The 18135-nt window shown below is 57.9% G+C and carries 10 protein-coding genes; 6 read left to right on the top strand and 4 right to left on the bottom strand.

The features are described from left to right. Positions 1-149 precede the first annotated feature (149 nt). From uvrA to gcvA, 4 genes are all read left to right on the top strand, one after another. The gene (uvrA, locus tag ABJT94_RS00480) at positions 150-5723 is read left to right on the top strand and encodes an excinuclease ABC subunit UvrA (RefSeq protein ID WP_348476822.1); all 5574 of its coding nucleotides are present in this window, start codon (positions 150-152) and stop codon (positions 5721-5723) included. Positions 5724-5862: 139 nt separating this feature from the next. Beyond that, positions 5863-7434, top strand: coding sequence for an FAD-dependent oxidoreductase (locus ABJT94_RS00475; RefSeq protein WP_348476820.1), 1572 nt, complete (start codon positions 5863-5865; stop codon positions 7432-7434). 79 nt (positions 7435-7513) lie between these two features. Then, the gene (locus tag ABJT94_RS00470) at positions 7514-7966 is read left to right on the top strand and encodes a Fur family transcriptional regulator (RefSeq protein WP_348476819.1); all 453 of its coding nucleotides are present in this window, start codon (positions 7514-7516) and stop codon (positions 7964-7966) included. Between the two features lie 105 nt (positions 7967-8071). Beyond that, positions 8072-9022 (top strand): transcriptional regulator GcvA, encoded by a 951-nt coding sequence (gene gcvA / locus ABJT94_RS00465; RefSeq protein WP_348476897.1) that lies wholly within the window; start codon positions 8072-8074, stop codon positions 9020-9022. A 246-nt stretch (positions 9023-9268) separates the two neighbouring features. Here gcvA and clpB read toward each other — a convergent pair whose 3' ends face one another. The 3 genes from clpB to rluD all read right to left on the bottom strand — a co-directional run bounded on the left by clpB (position 9269) and on the right by rluD (position 13847). After that, the gene (gene clpB / locus ABJT94_RS00460) at positions 9269-11848 is read right to left on the bottom strand and encodes an ATP-dependent chaperone ClpB (RefSeq protein WP_348476817.1); all 2580 of its coding nucleotides are present in this window, start codon (positions 11846-11848) and stop codon (positions 9269-9271) included. Positions 11849-12129: 281 nt separating this feature from the next. Further along, positions 12130-12867, bottom strand: coding sequence for a peptidoglycan editing factor PgeF (pgeF, locus tag ABJT94_RS00455; RefSeq protein ID WP_348476815.1), 738 nt, complete (start codon positions 12865-12867; stop codon positions 12130-12132). After that, positions 12864-13847, bottom strand: coding sequence for a 23S rRNA pseudouridine(1911/1915/1917) synthase RluD (gene rluD, locus ABJT94_RS00450; protein ID WP_348476814.1), 984 nt, complete (start codon positions 13845-13847; stop codon positions 12864-12866). The genes pgeF and rluD overlap by 4 nt, the downstream gene beginning before the upstream one ends. A gap of 65 nt (positions 13848-13912) precedes the next feature. On the opposite strand from rluD, the gene ABJT94_RS00445 reads away from it, so the two are divergent. Further along, positions 13913-14755: an outer membrane protein assembly factor BamD gene (locus tag ABJT94_RS00445; protein WP_348476813.1), complete on the top strand. Its 843-nt coding sequence runs from the start codon at positions 13913-13915 to the stop codon at positions 14753-14755. An 11-nt stretch (positions 14756-14766) separates the two neighbouring features. On the opposite strand, the gene ABJT94_RS00440 is transcribed toward ABJT94_RS00445, so the two are convergent. Further along, positions 14767-16389, bottom strand: a complete 1623-nt coding sequence (locus ABJT94_RS00440; protein ID WP_348476812.1) for an NAD+ synthase — start codon at positions 16387-16389, stop codon at positions 14767-14769. A gap of 164 nt (positions 16390-16553) precedes the next feature. Here ABJT94_RS00440 and ABJT94_RS00435 point away from each other — a divergent pair, with 164 nt between their 5' ends. Continuing rightward, positions 16554-18128: an ATP-binding protein gene (locus tag ABJT94_RS00435; protein ID WP_348476811.1), complete on the top strand. Its 1575-nt coding sequence runs from the start codon at positions 16554-16556 to the stop codon at positions 18126-18128. Positions 18129-18135: the final 7 nt, after the last annotated feature.

Below are 18135 nucleotides of genomic sequence, written 5' to 3'. Positions count from 1 at the left end.
AAGGGGGATGTTTATCCCCCCTTTTTTTAACTCTTTTTTGCCCTTGGGCTTCGAAAAACTGCAATACTGTTCATCTATCAACCTGCCTTGGTCGTACTCTCTCGCTCCGATACAGTCAGTCCTGAATCCCAAACCGGAAGACCAGCCCCATGCCTCACGACACCCTTCGCCTGCGCGGCGCACGCCAGAACAACTTGAAGAACCTGGATCTGGACATTCCGCTGGGTGAGCTGGTGGTGGTTACCGGGGTGAGCGGTTCGGGGAAGTCGACCCTGGCATTCGATACCATCTACGCCGAAGGCCAGCGCCGATACGTTGAAACCTTTTCGACCTACGCTCGCCAGTTTTTGGACCGCATGGATAAACCCGCGGTCGACAGCATAGAAGGCATTCCGCCCGCCATCGCAATCGAGCAAAGCAATACGGTTCGCACATCCCGCTCGACCGTGGGCACCATGACCGAGTTGAACGACTACCTCAAGCTGCTCTTTGCCCGCCTGGCGCATCTGTATTGCTACAGCTGTGGGCGGGAAGTGGTCAGCGATTCGCCGCAAAGCATTGTGAGCGCTCTGTACCAGGATGGGTCTGCCGGTCAACGACTGATGGTGTGTATTCCCTTGCACGTTCCAGAGCGACTGAGCGATGAGGAAGTGTCGCAATTGCTGAACCAGCAGGGCTATGCCCGTATTCACCGGCGCGAAGGCGACCGGGTTGAGGTGGTGCAAGACCGACTCAAACTGACCGAAGACAACCGCAGCCGACTGACCGAAGCCGTCGAAACGGCTCTGCGTTACGGCAAAGGCCATGTGCTGGTATACCCGATGGATGATGCGCTGGAAACGGGTAAGCCCGAGCGCTTCTCCAGTCATCACCATTGCGCCCGGTGCGATGTCGACTACCCGGAACCCAGCCCCAGCCAGTTTTCCTTCAACTCGCCCATTGGCGCCTGCGAAAGCTGCCGGGGGTTCGGGCGCATCATCGGTGTCGACTATGGCCTGGTGATCCCCGATGAGCGCAAGAGCCTGAAAGATGGTGCTATCAAACCCATTCAGACGCCGGCTTACGAAGAGGTGCAGCGCGACCTGATGCGTTACGCCAAAAAACGCGGCATTCCCATTGATACGCCCTGGGCCGAACTCAGTGATGACCATAAAGCCTGGGTGATCGACGGCGAAGGCGACTGGGACCAGGGCGTCTGGTATGGCGTTCAGGAGTTTTTCAACTGGCTGGAGAGCAAAGCGTACAAGATGCACATTCGTGTGTTGCTCTCCAAGTACCGCTCCTACACCCCGTGCCCCAGCTGCGATGGCGCTCGACTGAAACCCGCCTCGCTGTGGTGGCGGGTTGGCTCGCTGAAGGCTGCAGAACAAGCATTGGCGGGCCAGCCCCGTTTTGTTCCTGCAGGATCCAAGCTGAAACCCGATACGTATCGGCAACTGCCTGGCCTCAACATCGCCGATATGATGCAACTGCCGCTGTCGCGTTGCGTCAACTTCTTCGAACAATTGGCCAGCACGGATACCGACGAACCGACTCAACTGCTGCTGACCGAAATCCGCTCGCGCCTGGGCTATCTGTGCGAAGTCGGTCTGGATTACCTGACGCTGGATCGCCAATCGCGAACCCTGAGCGGCGGCGAAGTACAGCGCATTAACCTGACCACAGCGCTCGGCACTTCCCTGGTCAACACCCTGTTCGTGCTGGACGAACCCAGCACCGGCCTGCACCCACGGGATATTCAACGGTTGGTCAAAGTACTGCACCGACTGCGCGATGCCGGTAATTCCCTGCTTGTGGTCGAACACGACCCCCAGGTTATTCTGGCGGCTGATCGCATTCTCGACATTGGTCCGGGGCCTGGAAAAGCAGGCGGAGATATTGAATTCTTTGGTACACCCAAAGCCCTGTTTCGGCGCAAGAACAACCTTACCGCGCGCTACCTGAATGGCACTGATCAGGTCAGCAAAGCACCCGTCGCAACCGGCCAAACGACCGAAGCCGCCATCGACATTAAAGGCGCACGCGAAAACAACCTAAAAAACATCGACGTCCACATTCCCCTGGGTCAGTTGGTCTGCCTGACGGGTGTTAGCGGTTCCGGCAAATCCACGCTGATGCGGCAAATTCTGTACCCCGCCATTCTAAAGCACCAGGGCGAGCAAACCGAAGCCCCGGGCGCACATGACAGCATCGACGGCCTCGCAAACATCGACCGGGTGGTGATGGTAGACCAGAGCCCGATTGGCAAGACCACCCGTTCAACTCCGGCCACTTACGTCGGCGCATTCGACACCATTCGCAAGCGCTTCGTCGCTACGCCGCTGGCCAAAGAGCGCGGCTACACGCCGGGCACCTTCAGTTTCAACTCCGGCCAGGGGCGCTGCCCCACCTGCCAGGGCAATGGCTTTGAGCATGTGGAAATGCAGTTCCTAAGCGACGTTTATTTACGCTGCCCGGACTGCAATGGCAAACGCTTCCGCGATGAGATTTTGGAGGTCAAACTTCTGCCCGGTTCGATCGACACTGAACACTCAAACGCCGTATCGATTGCCGATGTACTGGCGATGACCGTGGCCGAAGCACTGGACTTCTTCAAAGGCGAAACCGACATTCAGCGCAGCCTTCAACCTCTGGCCGATGTGGGCCTTAACTACCTGCAACTGGGCCAGGCCGTACCCACCCTAAGCGGCGGCGAAGCCCAGCGGCTGAAGCTGGCCGGACACCTGGCAACAACCGGCACCAGGGGCAAAGCACGAGATCACACGCTCTTCCTGTTCGATGAACCCACTACCGGCCTGCACTTTGCCGACATCGCAACGCTGATGGCGGCTTTCCGTCAGTTGCAGGCGGCGGGCCACTCTTTGTTAGTGATTGAACACAACCTGGATGTGATACGCGCGTCGGACTGGCTTATCGACATCGGCCTCGAAGGCGGCGATGCCGGTGGCGAATTGCTAGTCGCCGGCACGCCGGCCCAAGTGATGACCAGCAACACCGGCTACACCGCCCGGGCGTTGCAGGACTATGAACAATCTCTGGCTCAAGATGGCAAAGGCGTTGCGGAAATCGCCGCCACTTACTCGGCGCAGGCAAAACGATCAGCTGACAACACCATCCGCGTTCACCATGCCCGGGAACACAACCTGAAAAACATCGACGTGACTTTGCCCCGCGACAAGCTGACCGTGATTTCCGGCGTCAGTGGCAGCGGAAAAAGCACCCTCGCGTTTGACTTGATTTTTGGCGAGGGCCAACGCCGTTATCTGGAATCCCTCAACGCTTATGCGCGGCAATTTGTGCAACCGGCGTCACGCCCCGATGTGGATGCCATCTATGGCATTCCACCTTCGGTTGCGATTGAACAACGCACCAGCCGCGGCGGACGCAAAAGCACGCTTGGGACCCTGACAGAAATCTATCATTACCTGCGCTTGCTCTACGTGAAGCTCGGCACTCAACATTGCCCGGATTGCGATGTGCCCATTGAACCACAAACTCCAACCGCCATTCTGGCTCGCATCCAAAAAGAGTTTCGCGGCCAGGCCGTTACCTTGCTCGCACCCATGGTGGTAGCACGCAAAGGCATCTACCGGGAGTTGGCGGAATGGGCCGCTGGTCGCGGTTACAACCAGCTAAGAGTTGATGGAAGCTTCCAGCCGACGGACAACTGGCCGCAACTGGACCGATACAAAGAACACGATATTGAACTGCCACTGCTAGAGATCACCGTAACACCCAAAAACGAACGCGCCCTGTCCGAGGGTCTTGAGCAAGCTCTGAGCCTGGGCAACGGACTGGTGATTGTCGCCCCGAGCAAGCCGGGTAAAGCCAGCAAGAAAAACGACCGTCTATTCTCAACCCAACGCGCCTGCCCCAGCTGCGGCACCGGGTTTGACGAGCTGGACCCGCGCCTGTTTTCTTACAATTCCAAACATGGCTGGTGCATCACCTGTTTTGGCACCGGCAGCCTGATCAAAGGCTTCGATGAAGAACAGACCGGCGAAGAAAACACCTGGCAACCGGAAGACGACGCCCTTACTGAAAAAGCCTGCTCCAGTTGCGAGGGCCAACGCCTGAACCCCACCGCCCTGGCTGTGCGCTTTCGCGATCGCTCAATAGCCGACCTGGCCGCCTTGCCGGTAGATGCTGCAGAGCAATGGTTCGACAAACTGACTCTCAACACCAAAGAACAGGCCATCGCCCACGATCTGCTCGCGGAAATGCAAAGTCGTTTGCAGTTCCTGCAAAAAGTCGGATTGAACTACCTGAGCCTCGACCGCGCTGCGCCGACCTTAAGCGGCGGCGAAGCCCAGCGCATTCGTCTGGCCGCACAGTTGGGCTCAAGCCTGCAGGGCGTTTGCTATGTTCTGGATGAACCCACCATCGGTCTGCACACCCGGGATAACCGCAAACTCATTGAAACGCTGCGTGAACTGCAGCAACAGGGCAACACGGTGGTCGTTGTTGAGCATGATGAAGACACCATACGCGAAGCCGACCACCTGATTGATATGGGGCCCCGCGCTGGCGTCAATGGCGGCGAGGTCGTCGCTCACGGAAATTTGAAACAGATCATGAAGAACAAGCGGTCGCTGACCGGGAAGATGCTGGCGCAACCATTGCGCCACCCCATGCCCGATTTGCGCAACGCCGACATGCGACAGCTGTGGGAACAGGAGAGCTTGCAGATTCAAGGCGCCAGCCAGAACAACCTGCGCCAAATTGACGTCAGTGTTCCATTGCGCCAACTGGTCGCGATCACCGGCGTTAGCGGCAGCGGTAAAAGCACTTTGATACGCGGAGTGCTGTACCCCAACCTTAAACAGGCTATCGCCAACCAGAATAAGAAAAGCAAAGCCAAACTCCGCTGGCATGGAGCGGAAAAGATAGAAGGCTGGGAAAGCATCGACCGCATTCTGGAAGTCGACCAAACCCCCATAGGCAAAACACCCCGTTCCTGCCCGGCCACGTACATTGGCATTTGGGACAGCATTCGCAAACTCTTTGCCGGCACGGTTGATGCCCGCCTACGCGGCTACACCCCGGCCCGCTTCTCGTTCAACGCAGGTAACGGTCGCTGCGATGCCTGCGGCGGCCAGGGCGAACAGAAAATCGAAATGAATTTCCTGCCCGACGTTCGGGTACCCTGCGACGTCTGCCACGGCTGGCGCTTCAACGATGAAACCCTTAGCGTCACCTACAAGGGCAAACACATCGGTGAAGTACTGGCGATGAACATCGACGAAGCCGTCGACTTCTTCGCGCCCATCAGCAAAGTCCACCACGCCCTGAGCCTGCTGCAGGATGTAGGCCTCGGCTATCTGACCCTCGGCCAGCAAAGCCCGACCCTGAGCGGTGGCGAAGCCCAGCGCATCAAACTGGTCGCCGAACTGGCCAAGGCCAACATGACCCCGGAAGACAATAAAGGCCGCCGCTCCCTGCACAACCTTTATGTACTCGATGAGCCAACCGTGGGTCTGCACATGGCCGATGTGGATAAACTGCTGCGCGTACTACACCGGCTGGTCGATGCCGGCAACTCGGTGCTGGTGATCGAACACAACCTGGATGTGATTGCCGAAGCAGACTGGGCCATAGATATGGGCCCGGAAGGCGGACAGCATGGCGGGCGGGTCATTGCTCAGGGCACGCCAACGACCCTGACAAAGCGCAAGCGGTCTTTCACGGGTCAGTACTTGAAGGAGGTTCTCAATACGCCATAGCACGCGATCGTTTTTAAGGTTGGCTGATGGGTGCTAACGTGCCCATCCGCCAAAACGAACATTAACGAAAATTATTTTGACATTTTCGAAAACAAATTTAGACTAACGCCCATCGATCACCCTTTTTCGTGGAGCGACCATGTCTGTGCCCAAACCCGCTGCAACCAACCAAACCGCCACCGTTCAACCCTGGAACCGGGACGATCATCTGGACCGTCTGGCCGAGGCCGAGGTGGATGTGCTGGTAATAGGCGGCGGTGCCAGTGGCGCCGGGGTGCTGCTGGACGCGCTCAGTCGCGGGTTGACGGCCGCGCTGGTGGATCGCCAGGATTTTATGGCCGGAACCTCCAGCCGCTCCACCAAGCTGATTCACGGTGGGGTACGCTATCTGGAACAAGCGTTCAAAGGGCTCGATTACGGTAAGTATCAGTTGGTGCGTGAGGCGTTGGCCGAACGTAAACGCATGTTGTCGATGGCGCCGCACCTGGCCTGGCCACTGACGCTTATTACCCCGGTTAAAAGCCTGATCGGCTTGCCTTACTACCGCTTCGGCCTGGGTTTGTATGACGTTTTGTCCGGCTCGCAGCGCCTGGGCAAGTCGCGGATTGAAAGCACCGCCGACATGAAGCGAGCCTGTCCCAGCCTCGACATCAAACCCCTCAAAGGGGGCGTCAGTTACATGGACGGTCAGTTCGATGATGCGCGTTTTGGCATCGCCATGGTGCGTTCAGCCGTTGAACAAGGTGGCGCCGTTGCCAACCACGTTGAAGTCAACGAACTGCTAAAACACGACGACGGCACTGTCGCTGGTGCACGTTGCACCGATCTGCTCGGTAAGCGCTCACTGACCATCCGCGCCAAAGCGGTGGTCAACTGCACCGGCCCCTGGACAGACACCCTGCGCCTGCAGGCCGACCCGGACGCCAAACCACTGATGACCGTCTCCAGCGGCATTCACGTGGTGCTGAACAAGACCCTACTGCCCGAAGGCCGCGGTATTCTGATTCCTGAAACTGACGATGGCCGGGTATTGTTCATGCTGCCCTGGCTGGGTAAAACGCTGGTTGGCACCACCGACGACCCGGCCGAACTCAGCGACCGGCCCGAAGCGAGCCAGTCCGAAATAGACTACATCATCAAGCACATTAACGAATGGCTCGATGAGCCCGTCAGCCACAGTGACATCAGCGCCACCTTCTCGGGTTTGCGCCCTTTGGTCTCTGACCCGGACGAAAGCTCCACCTCGGGGCTGACCCGCGACCACGTGGTTCTGCAAGACAAGGGGCTGTTCAGCCTCACTGGCGGCAAATGGACAACCTGGCGTCGCATGGCCGAAGATTGCATGGACATCGTGGTTAAAACCAAAGGCCTGAATGCCAGGGCCTGTCAAACTCAGGAGTTGCGTCTGCCGGGCGCCAATGGCGACACGGCTGCCGCGGAAGCCGCGTTAAAAGACCTGCCGGAAGACATCGCCGACTATCTGTGGCAAGCCTATGGCGACCGGGCTCACCTGGTGTTGGCAGAAGGCTCCCCGGAACGGCTCGTCAGTGAGGCGCCTTACGTTGAAGCAGAGCTGGTTTGGGCAATGCGCTACGAGGGCGCCTGCAAGGCAGACGACGTGCTTTACCGGCGGCTACGGGTTGGCATGCTTGATCAGCAAGCATCAGACCATATCGGGGCGCGGTTGCAGCAACTGGTAAACGCCGCCTGAGTGGGGCGTTCGGCGGTTTCTCATCGGCCCGGTGACGGGGTACACTATCCATCCGATGTAAACGCCGTGACCCGTTACCATGCCTTCGACCCAGGCCATTCTCGAAAAAGCCAGCCAGCACTGCCAGCAGCGCGGTGAACGGCTTACGCCCAAGCGCAGCCGCATTCTTGAGCTGCTACTGGCAGCCGATGGCCCCAAATCAGCCTACGACCTGATCAGCGATCACGATCGTGCCTATGGCGAAAGCCCGGCCGCAATGTCGGTCTATCGCATGCTGAACTTTCTGGTCGATGCCGGTTTAGCCCATCGCCTGGCCACCACCAACCAGTTTATGGCTTGTGCGCACATTGCCTGCGACCATGCGCACCGGGTACCTCAATTGCTTATCTGCGATCAGTGCCACCATGTTGAAGAAATTGGCCTGGGCTCCGACCTGATGAGCGAGTTGCAACACAGTGCCGATGCCAGTGGTTTTCGCATTGGGTCCACACCCCTTGAAATACACGGCCTGTGCAAGCGCTGCCAGCACTGAAACACGGCTCAGGGCTGACTGAGAACCAGCGTTCAACTTGCAGTAAACCCGATTTCCGACTATTGATTAATCAAGGATGGCTTTGTAAAGCCTGATCAGCAAACGCTGCCCTTCGTTTGTGGCGACTGTTCTAACTGGAGTATCACCATTAAACGCCTACCCCCGCTCAACAGTCTGAAAAGTTTTGAATCGGCCGCGCGCCTGGGCAGCTTTCAAAAGGCCAGTCAGGAACTGTTCGTGACGCCCTCTGCGGTCAGTCATCAGATCAAATCACTGGAAGAATTTCTGGAAGTAGAGCTGTTTATTCGCCAGACCCGGCGCATAGAGCTGACCTCGGCGGGAAAAGACTATCTGCGCACTGTTCAGAAAGCCCTCACAGACATTGAACGGGCCACGCAGCGGCTGGTTTCCGCGCACGGCACCGGCGAACTCAATCTGTCGGTCGCACCGGCCTTCCTGCACCGCTGGCTGCTGCCTCGCATCAGCCGGTTTTACGACACCCACCCCAACATCGAGCTGGAACTGTCGGCCTCAACCGGCCTTATCGACTTCGCGCACAGCGATACCGACATGGCGGTCTATTTTGGCGATGGCCAATGGGACAATGTTGAATGCAGTTTCCTGAAGCGCTCGGCGCTGATTCCCGTCTGTACGCCCAGCCTGTTGAACAACAAGCCGATTCACGTACCCGAAGACATCACCCGCCACACCCTGCTGCACGTTAGCAAACGCCCGGATGAATGGCGCGCCTGGTTCGAGGCCGCCGGCACCGAGTACCGGGAGACGCGCAAGGGCATGTTCCTTTCCAGTGGATTGTTAACGGCCCAGGCAGCGGCACGGGGATTGGGGGTGGCGCTATCGGACATCAGCCTGATCAGCGAGGAGATCCAGTCGGGCGAGCTGGTCGCCCCACTGGACATCCCTCTGGAACTGTCCAAATCCTTTTACCTGGTGTATCGGAAAAACCGGCCACTCACCCCGGCCATGGAAGCCTTTCAGGAGTGGATTATGGCTGAGATGGCCGTTGATGCACTGAATCCTGGGGCTACGGAGTAGACGACGAAGGTTCAGAGTTCCCGGAAAGCTAAGTGATGGGTGCCGGGTATACCTATCTGGGGAAGTCTGAGGCATGGATGCCGAAGTCTAGGCCCCATGGACGGGTTCACGCCGGCCCCAGATAGGTATACCCGGTATCTGTCACGCACTCCCGGCACGAACCCTGAAGGTGCCTCTGGCCCTACTCCGGAGCAAAGGCACCTAACCACCTCCATCACGAAGCCTAAGTTAGTAAATTACTCACCCTCAGTGCCCCACAGAAAACACGATCTCACCATCGCGCACTTCTGCCGCAATGGCATCGCCACTGCCAAAATCACCGCGCAACAGGGATTGCGCCAAACTGTTTTCCAGCTCCCGCTGAATCACCCGTTTGAGCGGGCGAGCGCCGTACACCGGGTCATATCCCGCAGCACAGATCTTGTCCATGGCTTCCTCGGTCAGGTGCAACTTCATGCCCTGCTCGGTCAGGCGTGCCCGCAATGCCGCCAGCTGAATGTCGGCAATGCCGCGCATTTGATTGCGCTGCAGCGGATGGAACACTACCACCTCATCAACCCGGTTAATGAACTCTGGCCGGAAATGCTGACCGACTACGTCCATCACTGATGACTTCATGGCTTCGTAATTCTCTTCACCCGCCAGCGTTTGAATGATGTCGCTGCCCAGGTTCGAGGTCATCACGATGACGGTGTTGCGGAAGTCTACCGTGCGGCCCTGGCCGTCGGTCAGGCGACCATCATCCAGCACCTGCAACAGGATGTTGAACACATCGCCATGGGCTTTTTCCACTTCGTCGAGCAAAATCACCGAGTAAGGTCGGCGACGAACGGCTTCAGTCAGGTAACCGCCTTCTTCATAACCAACATAACCCGGGGGCGCCCCGATCAGACGGGCGACCGAATGTTTCTCCATAAATTCCGACATATCGATGCGAATCATCGCCTCTTCGGTGTCGAACAGGAACTCGGCCAAGGCCTTACACAACTCGGTTTTACCGACACCCGTCGGACCGAGAAACAGAAACGAGCCGTTTGGCCGGTGCGGATCCGACAACCCTGAGCGGGAGCGGCGAATAGCATTGGAGACGGCTACCAGCGCTTCCTGCTGCCCCACAACACGGCTGCGCAGGTTGTCTTCCATGTTCAGCAGTTTCTCGCGCTCGCCTTCCAGCATTTTATCGACCGGAATGCCGGTCCAGCGGGATATGACGTTGGCGATGGTCTCGTCGGTAACCTTGTTGTGCAGCAACTGCATGTCCATCATTTCGGCCTGGCTGGCCATATCGAGCTGCTTTTCCAGTTCCGGAATGCGGCCGTACTGCAATTCGGACATGCGCGCCAGGTCGCCGCTACGACGAGCCGTTTCCAGCTCAATGCGGGTTTGTTCCAGTTGCTCTTTAACATGCTGAGTGCCCTGCACCGCCGCCTTCTCGGTGTTCCAGATCTCTTCCAGATCGGCGTATTCACGCTCCAGTTGTTCAATGGTCTGTTCTAACTGGTTAAGCGTCTTGCGCGTCAGCTTGTCGTCATCTTTTTTCAGCGCTTCGGCTTCAATTTTCAGCTGAATCAACCGGCGCTCCATCTTGTCCATGCTTTCCGGCTTGGAGTCGATCTCCATCCGAATGCGACTGGCCGCTTCGTCGATCAGATCGATGGCTTTGTCGGGCAATTGGCGGTCAGTGATGTACCGCTGTGACAACCGTGTAGCCGCGATGATCGCCGAGTCGGTAATGGTGACGCCGTGGTGAACTTCGTAGCGTTCTTTCAGGCCGCGAAGAATGGCAATACTGTCTTCTTCATTGGGCTCGTTGACCTGTACTTTCTGGAAGCGCCGCTCCAGTGCCCCGTCTTTTTCAATGTACTGGCGGTATTCGTTCAGCGTTGTGGCGCCCACGCAGTGCAGCTCACCCCGAGCCAGCGCCGGCTTCAGCATATTGCCGGCATCCATGGCGCCTTCGCTCTTACCCGCGCCGACCATGGTGTGCAGCTCATCGATAAACAGAATAATCTGACCTTCCTGCTTCGACAGTTCATTCAATACGGCTTTCAACCGTTCTTCAAATTCACCGCGGTATTTGGCGCCCGCCAGCAATGAGCCAAGGTCCAGTGACAGCACGCGTTTGTCTTTCAGTGTTTCCGGCACCTCGCCGTTGACAATGCGCTGCGCCAGCCCCTCAACAATAGCGGTTTTGCCGACGCCTGGCTCACCGATCAGTACCGGGTTATTTTTGCGCCGGCGCTGCAGAACCTGAATGGTGCGGCGAATCTCATCGTCGCGACCGATCACCGGGTCCAGCTTTCCGGCTTCGGCCTGAGTGGTCAGGTCGACGGTGTATTTCTCCAGGGCCTGGCGGCTTTCTTCGGCTTCCTGGGTGTTAACCGCCTCACCACCGCGCACCTGGTCGATGGCGGCTTCGAGTTTCTCAGCGGTCACACCCGCGTCGCGCAGAACCGTGGCAATGCGGCTGCGATCCTGCGTCATCGCCAGTATCACCAGCTCGCTGGCGATGTACTGGTCCTGGCGCTTCTGAGCCAGCTTGTCAGCAAAGTTCATGACCCGGCCAAGGTCGTTGGACATATGAACTTCGCCATCGTGATTCTGAATTTGTGGCAGGCCATCCAGGTAACTGGCAAGCCCGGCTTTTAACTGGGCGATATCCGCCCCGGCGTTACGTAACAAGGGGGCGATGGCCGACCCTTTTTGGTCGAGCAGTGCTACGAGCAAGTGGGCCGGTTCAATAAAGTTATGATCTCTGCCCAACGCGACGGACTGGGCATCGGAGAGAGCGACCTGCAATTTGCTGGTCAGGCGGTCGATACGCATGAGGTAACCTCAGTAATCTGTTCAAGTTAGTAGGAAAATAGGGGCTAAGCGATTAATAACAAGCGCTTGAAATTTGAACAGTTGACCCGGATCAGTTTTTGTTGAAATTTAGCAGGCTGTTGAAATTCGGAGAATTTCGGCGGCCTGCTCTCGGAACATGGACGTTCCGGCAAAATTGATGGCTGCTAAGTCATTGATTTTGTCAGAGAAGCAAAAACCGCAATTGTTGGTTCTTGTGTTTTGAAAAAGGCCGGAAGCTTTTTTCAACAACCTGTTAGGTGTCAGACGGCCTCGGTACTCCGCCAAATCAGATTCGCCATTCGGCCGGTCGTTCCATCACGCCGGTAGGAGTAATAACGGTCGGCATCGGTAAAGGTACAGGCCTGGCTGCGGTAAATCGCCGGCACACCGGCTTCCTGCAACCAGAATTCAGCCAGTTGCGGCAAATCGCCGAGCCACTTACCGGGAGAGCCTGCGGGTTTGAAACAGCGTTGTGCGCCCGGCCAGTCGGCGAAGGCTTCAACCACATCCATGCCGACTTCAAAAGCGCCCGGACCGATAGCAGGGCCGAGGCCACAGCGCACCCGGGCTGGGTCGCTAAATTGTTTCAGTGTCTCGTTAAGAATACCGGTGGCCAACCCCCGCCAACCAGCATGAGCGATGGCCACCTGGGCACCGTCATCCTGCCAGAAGAACACGGGCAAGCAGTCGGCCGTCATCACAGCAGCGGCAATGCCCGGTTGCGAAACCGTAGCCGCGTCAGCTTCGGTGCCATCGGTAGCGGATTCCGCAGCCACCACCCGGGTCCCGTGAACCTGAGACAGCCAGCAAATGCGCTCACAGCCGGTCAGACTGGCCAACAACCCTGACCGGTTCGCCTCTACCGCGACGGCAGAGTCGCCGACATGATGCGCCTGGTTATTACTGTTGAAAGGGGACTCGCTGTGGCCCCCCTGGCGAGTCGTCCAGCCCAGTTGTACTGCATTGGGCACCGGCCACAAAGGCCTTTCCATGGTCATAAATCGTCTTCATCCACCTCACCTTCGTAATCCGCTTCAAGCAGCGCCAGCAAATCGAGCATGTCATCGGGTGTGTCGGCCTGCCAGGCCATGCGCTCGCCGGTACGAGGGTGAATCAATTCAAGTTGTGCAGCATGCAGTGCCTGGCGTTCAAACTGACGCAAGGCTTCCGATACCGCCCGTGTTACGCCCTTGGGCAGACGTTTGCGACCGGCATACACCGGGTCGCCCACCAAAGGATAGCCGATGTGCGCCATATGCACCCGAATCTGGTGAGTACGGCCAGTTTCGAGCTTGCATCGAATGAAGGTGTGGTTGCGAAAACGATCGGTGACCCGGTAATGCGTGGTGGCTTCTTTACCGGTAGGCGTCACCGCCATCTTGGTGCGGGCCGTGGCATGGCGGCCTATCGGCTCGTTCACACGACCGCCGCCCGTCATGGTGCCGGTGACGAGCGCTTCATACTCCCGGCCCATGGAGCGGTCCTGAAGCTGGTTCACCAGGCTGGTGTGCGCCGCCAGGTTACGGGCGACCACCATCAGGCCGGTGGTATCTTTATCGATGCGGTGCACAATGCCGGCGCGAGGTACCGACTTGAGTTCCGGATAGCGATACAGCAGGCCGTTCAGCATAGTGCCGCCCGGCGTGCCGGCCCCAGGATGCACGACCAGGCCAGCGGGCTTGTTGATAACGATGAGGTCTTCGTCTTCATAAACGACATTCAGCTCTACCGGCTCAGCCTCCCAGCGCTCCTCATCGACCAGAACGGCCTTTAGGCTCAGGGTTTCACCGCCGATCAGTTTGTCCCGGGGTTTGCGTACCTGGCCATTTACCAGGACTTGACCTTCCTTGATCCATTGCTGGATCCGCGAGCGGGAGTACTCGCTGAACAGGCTTGCCGCGACCTGATCAAGCCGTTTCTGGCCCATTTCGAGCGGTACTGTCTTGCTGTCTTCCAGTGTCTGGGGGGAATCGGTCATTGGAGCCCTTGGGTGCCTGTGGTTACAATAGCCGCCTATTGTACTTCAAGGGCCGGACCCAACGCATGTTTCACCGTCATTCTGCATCATTCAATTGGCCAGCACTGGTATCCATTCTCCTGCTTTCCCTGACACTGGGAGGCTGCAGCCTGTTCCAAACCAACAATCAGGAGTCCGAGCAGGCGCTCTATGAGCAGGCATCGGGGCATTTGGAGAACCGCAACTACACACTGGCGATCGATACCCTGGAGCAACTAGAGAGCCGCTTCCCTTTTGGCCGCTATGCCAAACAGCTGCAACTGGATTTGATGTACGCCCGCTACATGAGCAACGACCACGCCCAGGCCTTGCTCGATGCCGACCGCTTCACGCGGCTGAACCCGGACCACCCCAATGTCGACTACGCCTGGTATCTCAGGGGCATGAGCTACTACAAGTTGTACGAACAGAATTCGGGCATCACCGGCCGTGGCGACCTCGCCCTGCGTTCGCAAGCCCAGGGTGAAAGTGCTTTCGAAGCGCTTGGCCGGTTTCTGCAGCGCTTCCCGACCAGCGACTATCGTGAAGACGCCACCGATACGATGATTATTCTCAAAGACGCCCTGGCCCGACACGAACTGATTGTAGCCGACTACTACATGCGTCGTGATGCCTGGGTAGCCGCCGCCGAACGGGCTCAGGTCGTGCGCCAGCATTACCCGGGCGTCAGTGCCCAGGGCGATGCGCTGGTGGTGTTGATTGAATCCTACAACCAGCTCGGCCTGCCGGAAGACCGGGCGCTGGCGCTGGAGGCTCTGCAACGCGATTACCCGGGGCATGTCACCCTGGCCAGCGGCGAGTACGAATCCCCCTACCTGCAGCAGGACCGCTGGTGGCTTAAGATTCTGACACTGGGCTTCTTTAGCTAATGAGCAGTGCGCTAGCGGCCCGGTTTCCAGCCATGTGTTAGCGGATAACGCCGGTCAGTACCGAAACCTCGGCGGGTGACCCTCACACCCTCAGGTGCCTGCTGGCGTTTGTACTCGTTGCGGTCAATCAATCGAATGACCCGTTCGGTTTCTGCTGCATCAAAGCCTGCGTTCACGATGGTATCGAGGCTTTCATCCCGTTCAACGTAGCGCTCGATGATGGCATCCAGAATGTCATAGGGTGGCAGGCTGTCTTCGTCTTTCTGGTCCGGTGCCAGCTCGGCCGAGGGCGGGCGGGTGATCACCCGCTCCGGGATAACCCGGCTGCGGGCGTTGCGCCAGTTCGAGAGCTTGTATACCCAGGTCTTGGGCACGTCTTTTAGCGCATTGAAGCCACCGCACATATCCCCGTAGAGGGTGGCGTAGCCCACCGCCATCTCGCTCTTGTTGCCCGTGGTCAGCACCATGGCACCCAGTTTGTTCGACAGCGCCATCAGGAACAGGCCGCGCATACGCGATTGCATGTTCTGCTCGGTGGTATCGACATCACGCCCCTCGAACAGCGGGCTAACCGTCTGAAGCGCCGCTTCGTAGGCCGACCCGATGGGCAAAACGTCGTAACGAATGCCTAGCAGTTCAGCCTCGGCCCGGGCATCTTCCAAACTCATTTCTGCCGTGTAGGTGTAAGGCATCATCACCGCATGTACCCGGTCTTTGCCCAGCGCATCAACCGCGATGGCGGCACTCAGCGCCGAATCAATACCGCCAGACAGCCCCAGCACAACCCCCGGAAAGCCATTGCGGTTAACGTAGTCGGCCAGGCCCATCACCAGCGCCTCATAAAGCGCCTCTTCATTGTCCAGCACGGGCACCTTGGAGGGTTCTGCCACCTGCCAGCCGCTCTGGGTCTTATGCAGGTCGACACAGGTCAGCGCGGGTTCGAATTCCGGCAACATCACGGCAATCTCTCCATCGCTCTGGGTAATGAAGGACCCGCCGTCAAAGACCAGTTCATCCTGACCCCCAAGATGGTTAACGTAGATGGTCATCGCGCTGAAGGCTTTCGACACCCGGGCTACCTGCGCATGGCGCTCGGGCAGACGACCGATATGGTAGGGGCTGCCGTTGATGTTGATGTTGATTTCCGCACCGGCTTCAGCAGCCCGACGGGCCGGGCCGTCGTACCAGATGTCTTCACAGATGGTCAGCGCCAGTCGCGCACCCTTGTAATCAAACACGCAGGTTTCGGTGCCTTTGGTGAAATAGCGCTTCTCGTCGAACACCTGATAATTCGGCAAATGCTGCTTGCGATAATCGGCAATCACCTCGCCCCGGTCGATCAGCATGGCTTTGTTGTACAAGGCACCCTGTTCCCGTTCCGGGTAACCCACCACAATGCCGATCGGCAATGCGGCCGCCTTTATTGCTTCCAGCGCGTCGTTTATTCGCAACCCAAGACTCGGGCGCAGAAGCAGGTCTTCCGGTGGGTAACCCGCCAGCGTCAGCTCCGGAAACACGACCAGGTCGGCGCCCTTGTCTATGGCCGCCTGCGCCCGCTCCAGCACTTTTTGAGTATTGCCGGGAATGTCGCCGACCGGAAACCGATCCTGAACCAGGGCCACACGCAACGTCATTACCTTCTCCACCGATGACTGAGGCCCGCTATTGTCCGGTTTTCACCAGGGTAGAACAAGTCGGGAGCACTGGGTGTTGTTTTCACGGCCTGAAGGGTGTTTATACTGAGCAACGTAAACGGGCCCGCCCATAAGGTACTTTGCGACAGGGAACGCAACCGACAATGATTTTCTCGCCCCAGTACCCAAGCTACCGCCGCCAGCAGATTCTGTTTTACTACGGCATCTACCGGCTGATGCTCGCCAGCGCCCTGAGCGTGCTGGCGCTGATGCCACTCGAGACCATGATGGCTCTGCCCCGGTTAAATGCAGATTCGTTTCTGTATGCCACTCTGACCTATGTGGTCATCTGCATCATTGGTCTGGTGGTAACGGTACGCGGACAAATGGGCAGCATTCCAACCGTGGTACTGCTGCTGACAGACATCCTGATGCAATCGCTGATTCTTCACTACCTTGGAGGCGTGGGCACCGGCTTTGGCAACCTGATGATCGTCAGTGTAGCCATCGGCAGCCTGTTACTGCGGTTTCAGCACAGCATGCTGGTTGCCGCCATGGCCGCCTCCGGCGCCGTCTATACCGAAATTCTGTCGGTCAATACGCTGGGAGAGGACAACCTGCTTCAGGCAGCTTTGCTGGGTGTCGCTTTCTTTGCCGTTACCCTGCTGCTGCAATACCTGACATCGCGCGTTCGCTCGACCGAACAACTGGCCCAGGCTCAGGCAGACACCATTCTCGACTTGCGCCACCTGAACGAACTGATCGTCCAGCGGATGCGTACCGGCATCATTGTAACCACCTGGGAGGGGGCCATTCGGTTGATGAATGACGCCGCCAAAGACCTGCTCGGCATGACGGAAAAGCGGGCGTTCTGGCTGCCGCAGCCCGTGCAAAAACGTATGGAAAGCTGGCAGGTAGAACCCACCGAGCGCACTGAGCCATTGCAAATGGACAAAGACCACCCTCTGGTACAGTTAAATTTTGCCCCGCTGCAAGACAGCCCAAAATGCGATCTGATTATTTTCATTGAAGACACCGGGCGAGTGCAGCAGCAGGCTCAGCACCTGAAGCTGGCCTCCCTGGGCCGGTTAACAGCGTCCATTGCCCATGAAATTCGCAATCCGCTGGGTGCCATCAGCCATGCATCGCAGTTACTCGCCGAGAATCCCTCGCTCGATGCAGGCGACCAGCGGCTGCTGAGCATCGTCCGCAATCACAGCAACCGCATTAACACCATCATCAACAACATTCTGGACATGTCGCGTCAATTAAACCTACAGCTAGAACCCATCTACCTTCGCGAATTCCTGGATGATTGCCTGAGCGAGTATTGCCAGGGCCACCTCAAGTCGGACACCATCGAGATCAAAGGAGACCGGGACATCCGAGTCCGTATCGACCCCAAACGCATGATGCAGGTGGTCATCAACCTGGTCGACAATGGGCTACGCTATAGCGAACTCAGAACCGGTTCACGGAAAGTTGCCATTCAACTGGGTAGACTGGCAGATACCGAGCAACCGTATATGGACATCAGGGACTTTGGTCCTGGCATTGCCGAAGACCAGCTAAAGCACTTGTTCGAGCCGTTTTATACCACCGAAGCCACCGGAACCGGTTTGGGTTTGTACATTGCCAAAGAATTGTCCGAAGCCAACCGCGCCCGGCTGTTCTATACCGGCGATGAAAATGGCGCCTGCTTCCGAATCCTTTTTGCGCACGCTGCTGTACAGGAGTAAACACCAA

This window comes from Saccharospirillum sp. (genome assembly GCF_039982735.1).
In the GTDB taxonomy this organism is placed as follows: domain Bacteria; phylum Pseudomonadota; class Gammaproteobacteria; order Pseudomonadales; family Natronospirillaceae; genus Saccharospirillum.
Note: the sequence above shows the minus strand (reverse complement) of the source record. Positions and strands in the feature narration are given on the sequence as shown.

Bases quoted from the DNA above. Each gene is read 5' to 3' on its own strand.
- uvrA (WP_348476822.1), top strand. From the start codon at position 150: ATGCCTCACGACACCCTTCGCCTGCGCGGCGCACGCCAGAACAACTTG.
- ABJT94_RS00475 (WP_348476820.1), top strand. From the start codon at position 5,863: ATGTCTGTGCCCAAACCCGCTGCAACCAACCAAACCGCCACCGTTCAA.
- ABJT94_RS00470 (WP_348476819.1), top strand. From the start codon at position 7,514: ATGCCTTCGACCCAGGCCATTCTCGAAAAAGCCAGCCAGCACTGCCAG.
- clpB (WP_348476817.1), bottom strand. From the start codon at position 11,848: ATGCGTATCGACCGCCTGACCAGCAAATTGCAGGTCGCTCTCTCCGAT.
- pgeF (WP_348476815.1), bottom strand. From the start codon at position 12,867: ATGACCATGGAAAGGCCTTTGTGGCCGGTGCCCAATGCAGTACAACTG.
- rluD (WP_348476814.1), bottom strand. From the start codon at position 13,847: ATGACCGATTCCCCCCAGACACTGGAAGACAGCAAGACAGTACCGCTC.
- ABJT94_RS00445 (WP_348476813.1), top strand. From the start codon at position 13,913: ATGTTTCACCGTCATTCTGCATCATTCAATTGGCCAGCACTGGTATCC.
- ABJT94_RS00440 (WP_348476812.1), bottom strand. From the start codon at position 16,389: ATGACGTTGCGTGTGGCCCTGGTTCAGGATCGGTTTCCGGTCGGCGAC.
- ABJT94_RS00435 (WP_348476811.1), top strand. From the start codon at position 16,554: ATGATTTTCTCGCCCCAGTACCCAAGCTACCGCCGCCAGCAGATTCTG.